Source organism: Citrobacter sp. TBCS-14, assembly GCF_005280805.1.
GTDB classification, from domain to species: Bacteria; Pseudomonadota; Gammaproteobacteria; order Enterobacterales; family Enterobacteriaceae; genus Citrobacter; species Citrobacter gillenii.
Genome location: NZ_SZWM01000299.1, coordinates 1 through 299 on the forward strand (window position 1 = coordinate 1; position 299 = coordinate 299).

A 299-nucleotide genomic window follows, 5' to 3' on the forward strand; every position below is an offset into this window, starting at 1 on the left:
AGAAGGACTGCGCTGTATCGGGGTACCGGTGTTTGATCGTTTCGGCGTGGTCATTGCGGGTCTGAGCATCTCATTCCCGACGCTGCGTTTTTCTGAAGAACGTTTGCACGAATATGTCGAAATGCTGCACACCGCAGCGCGTAAGATTTCAGAGCAAATGGGTTATAACGATTACCCGTTCTAATTTTGACGTGTTGCGATACACAGAAAACCCGATACGGCGTATCGGGTTTTTTACGATCTGCCGTCGTCGCCGGAGCGAATAACGTACTGATTTTTTGCTGCTATATTAACCATTA

The 299-nt window shown here is 47.8% G+C and carries 1 protein-coding gene; it reads left to right on the forward strand.

Going from position 1 to position 299, the window contains the following annotated elements; translation table 11 throughout:
- A partial coding sequence (locus FDX22_RS15195; RefSeq protein WP_304571764.1) for an IclR family transcriptional regulator C-terminal domain-containing protein occupies positions 1 to 184 on the forward strand: 184 nt, incomplete at its 5' end.
- Between the last annotated feature and the right edge of the window lie 115 nt (positions 185 to 299).